Source organism: Amaricoccus sp. W119 (genome assembly GCF_047275745.1).
In the GTDB taxonomy this organism is placed as follows: Bacteria; Pseudomonadota; Alphaproteobacteria; order Rhodobacterales; family Rhodobacteraceae; genus Amaricoccus.
The window spans coordinates 1-3,872 of record NZ_JBKQWU010000133.1 but is presented as its reverse complement, the minus strand read 5'-3'; the positions used below and the strand labels follow the sequence as shown (position 1 = coordinate 3,872).

Below are 3,872 nucleotides of genomic sequence, written 5' to 3'. Positions count from 1 at the left end.
GGCGCCGGCACGAGGTCGGTCACGGCGGGCTTGCCATGGGTGAGCGTGCCGGTCTTGTCGAAGGCGACCCGCGTCACCTTCGCCGCCGCCTCGATCACCGCGCCGCCTTTCATCAGGAGCCCGCGCCGGGCGCCCGACGAGAGCGCGGAGGCGATGGAGGCCGGGACCGAGATCACCAGCGCGCAGGGGCAGCCGATCAGCAGAAGCGCGAGTCCGCGATAGATCCAGGTCTCCCAGGGCTGTCCGGCCGCGAGCGGCGGCACCAGGATGACGAGCGCCGCCACCGCGACGATGGCGGGCATGTACCAGCGGCTGAACCGGTCGATGAACCGTTCCGTCGGTGCGCGGGCTTCCTCGGCCTCCTCGACCAGCCGGATGATGCGGGCGATGGTGTTGTCGGCCGGGTCCTTGGTCACGCGGACCCTGAGCGCGGCCTCGGCGTTGATCGATCCCGCGAAGACCGGATCGCCCGCCGATTTGGTCACGGGCACGCTTTCGCCCGTCACCGGGCTCTCGTCCATGCCGCTCGTCCCTTCGATGATCTCGCCGTCGGCGGGCACGCGGTCGCCGGGGCGGACTAGCACCGTCTGGCNCGTCACCGGGCTCTCGTCCATGCCGCTCGTCCCTTCGATGATCTCGCCGTCGGCGGGCACGCGGTCGCCGGGGCGGACTAGCACCGTCTGGCCGATTTCCAGCGCGTCGGCCGGAACCTCGCGCGTCCGGCCGTCGATTTCGAGCATCGCGGTCTTGGGCACGAGATCGGCGAGCGCGCGGATGCCGTCGCGGGCCTTGTTGGCGGCGACGCCTTCGAGCAACTCGCCCACGGCGAAGAGGAAGACGACCAGGGCGGCCTCCTCCGCGGCGCCGATGAAGAGCGCGCCGGTGGCCGCGATCGTCATCAGGCTCTCGATGGTGAAGGGCTGGCCCGCCTGGAGCGCGGCGAAGGCGCGTTTCGCGACCGGGGCGACGCCGATCAGACAGGCGGCGACGAAGGCCCAGTAGCCCGTCTCGCTTGAGGTCAGCAGTTCAAAGCCCCAGGCCGCGGCCAGCAGCATCGCCGTCAGGATGACGAGCCTGCCCTTGGCCGTCTGGAACCAGCGCTTGCCGCGGTCGGCCGGGTCGTCATGGACGTGGCCATCGTGGCGCGCCGTCTCACCTTGAGCCGCGTCCGCATGGCCCGCCGCGTCCTGCCCGCCATGATCGTGATCACCATGGTCATGGCCGGTGTGATCATGGTCGGCGTGATCATGGCCGGCGTGGTCATGGTCGGAATGATCGTCGTCGCGCGTGGCGGGAGTCTCGCCGGGTAGGACGAAGGCCTGTTTCCGCGGCGCCTTGCGACCCTTCGGCGCGATGCCGTAGCCGAGCTTGCGGACCGTGTCCTCGACCGTGGTCTCGAGCGCGCCCGGGTCACCCGTTCCCGGCTCCAGCGCGAGAGACAGCCGTTCCGCCATCAACGCGACCCGGACCTCGCTCACCCCCGGCAGCCGTTCCACCGCGCGCGTCACCTTGGTCGCGCAGGCGGCGCAATCCATGCCGGTCACGGTCCATTCCCGGCGCCTTTCGCCTTCCTCGGCCAGTTTCTGTGTCATCCCGATCTCCCTCGCGCGCCCTTAGGCGCCTACCCTTGTCACCATCGAATCGGGAAACTAGGTGCTCTAGCAACTAGAGGTTCAAGAGGTTTGGAGATGCTCTCGATCGGAAAACTGAGCGCGGCGACCGGCGTCAAGGTGCCGACGATCCGCTATTACGAGCAGATCGGGCTGTTGCCGGAGCCCGAGCGCAATGCCGGGAACCAGCGGCTCTACGGGTCGCGGACGCTCGACCGCCTGACCTTCGTACGCCACGCCCGCGATCTCGGCTTTCCGCTGGAAGCGATCCGGGAACTGCTGAGCCTCGCCGACAGCCCGGACGAGCCTTGCGCCAGCGCGGACGAGATCGCCGCGCGGCAGCTGGCGGCGGTGAATGCGCGCATGGCCCGTCTCGACGCGCTGCGCCGCGAATTGGAGCGGATGCTGCGGCACTGCGAGAGCGGCAGGATCGCCGATTGCCGGGTGATCGAGGTGCTCGGCAATCACGGCCTCTGCGCGGGCGACCACGCGGCGCCCGACGCCGAAGCCTGAGCGCCGGCTGTGTCCTCCCGCCGCGCTATTGGCCGGGAGTCATGCGGTACAGATCCCAGACCTGCCGCTCCTCGTTCCAGAACAGCGCATGCCGCTCGCCGATGCCGAGTTGATAGTCAAGAATGGTCCCGCCGGTATCGATCGCGAATTCGACCATTTGACCGGCGCAGGTCGCGCAGTTGATCGTGCTGGATTTACCGCTCTGGATCGAATGGTCCGTCCAGCTTCCACCCTGAGCGCGAATTGAATAATTCAGGTCGGCGTCGGTCGTGTTCACGAGTTCGATCGACCTCGAATCCGGGTTCGGCGCCATTCCCGGCTCCTGCGCCGTTGAAGATACCGATCCCGCCGCGAACAATAGAGCAGCGATTGAAAATGTGTATTTCATATTACTTACCCCCGGTATTCATTACTGCCATGATATACGACGCTCCCCGATTCGCCAATCGGCCCGGTCGCAGCGGCGTCCGATCCGCTTGGACCCGCCCGAACGAAATGTGCTATCTGGCTGGGCGAAGCCGGCTTCCCGGCGAGGAAGGACCGCCGCGACCATGAACGCCCGTCCGGAGATCCACGATCGACTGGCCGCGAGCCTTCGCGATGCGAGGCGGGCCCGCGGGCTGTCGCTCGACGCTGTGGCCAAGCTCTCGGGCGTCTCGCGCTCGATGGTGAGCCAGATCGAGCGTGGCGAAAGCTCACCCACCGTCGCGACGCTCTGGAACCTGACGCGCGCGCTCAGGGTAGATTTCGCCGGGCTGCTCGAAGGGCGCGAGCGGCCGGGGATCGAGGTGACGCCCGCCGAGGCGGCGCCGGTGACCTCGAAGGACGGGGTACGCATCCGCATCCTCTCGCCCGCCGAGGCGGTAGGCAAACACGAGGTCTACGATCTCGTGTTCTCGGCCGAGGCTCGACTGAGATCAGAGGCTCATGGCCCGGGCTGCCGCGAGCACCTGACCGTTCTCGAAGGCGAGGTCATCGTGCGCTCCGGTGAGGAGGAAGCGCGGCTCGGCACCGGCGACGTCGCGCAATACCCCGCTGACCGGCCGCATGAGATCGCCGCGGTCGGCCCGGCCGCGCGGGCGATCCTGATCGTTCAGGGGACGTGAATGCCCCGGGAAACGCGCGAGCAGCGGGTTCCGGTTTGGCGGATCATTATCCGTCATATTGACATGTGGTCCGTTCCGGGTCCATGTTCCGTCAAAATGGAGGACATTCTGCTATGACAGAATCGGCGACGGCGGACCCGGCGAACACGGCCGCGAGAGCTTCCGGGGACTTCCGAACCCATCTCGACGGGGTTCTGGAGGGCATCCGCGCCGATGGTCTCTGGAAGACCGAACGCGAGATCGAGGGACCGCAGGGGACCTGGGTCCGCGCGGGTGGCCGGAGAATGCTCAACCTCTGCGCCAACAACTATCTCGGACTGGCCGACGATCCCCGGCTGATCGCAGCGGCCCGGGAGGCGATGGAGAGCCATGGCTACGGCATGGCATCGGTGCGTTTCATCTGCGGCACGCAGGGCCTGCACCGAGAGGTGGAGCGGCGGATCGCGCGGTTCCTCGGGCATGACGACAGCATCCTCTTCGCCGCCTGTTTCGACGCCAACGGGGCCGTGTTCGAACCGCTGCTCGGGCCGGAGGACGCGGTCGTCTCCGACAGCCTCAACCACGCCTCGATCATCGACGGCATCCGGCTCTCGAAGGCGCGGCGTTATCGCTACCGGAACGGCGACGTGGCGGATCTGGAAGC

The 3,872-nt window shown here is 67.8% G+C and carries 5 protein-coding genes; 3 read left to right on the top strand and 2 right to left on the bottom strand.

Features of this window, described 5'->3' with window-relative positions; all coding sequences use genetic code 11:
- The coding region (locus ACLJK8_RS22225; RefSeq protein WP_413152604.1) for a heavy metal translocating P-type ATPase at positions 1-1,592 on the bottom strand (1,592 nt) is incomplete at its 3' end.
- Positions 1,593-1,688: 96 nt separating this feature from the next.
- Between ACLJK8_RS22225 and ACLJK8_RS22220 the strand changes: the two genes are divergently transcribed.
- Positions 1,689-2,123, top strand: coding sequence for a MerR family transcriptional regulator (locus tag ACLJK8_RS22220; protein WP_413152603.1), 435 nt, complete (start codon positions 1,689-1,691; stop codon positions 2,121-2,123).
- A gap of 25 nt (positions 2,124-2,148) precedes the next feature.
- On the opposite strand, the gene ACLJK8_RS22215 is transcribed toward ACLJK8_RS22220, so the two are convergent.
- Entirely contained in the window at positions 2,149-2,511 is a 363-nt protein-coding gene (locus ACLJK8_RS22215; RefSeq protein WP_413152602.1) for a hypothetical protein, read from the bottom strand.
- Positions 2,512-2,674: 163 nt separating this feature from the next.
- Between ACLJK8_RS22215 and ACLJK8_RS22210 the strand changes: the two genes are divergently transcribed.
- Together ACLJK8_RS22210 and ACLJK8_RS22205 are read left to right on the top strand one after the other, a co-directional pair.
- Positions 2,675-3,229, top strand: a complete 555-nt coding sequence (locus tag ACLJK8_RS22210) for a helix-turn-helix domain-containing protein (RefSeq protein WP_413152601.1) — start codon at positions 2,675-2,677, stop codon at positions 3,227-3,229.
- A gap of 113 nt (positions 3,230-3,342) precedes the next feature.
- Positions 3,343-3,872: aminotransferase class I/II-fold pyridoxal phosphate-dependent enzyme (locus ACLJK8_RS22205; protein ID WP_413152600.1), on the top strand; the 530-nt coding region annotated here is incomplete at its 3' end.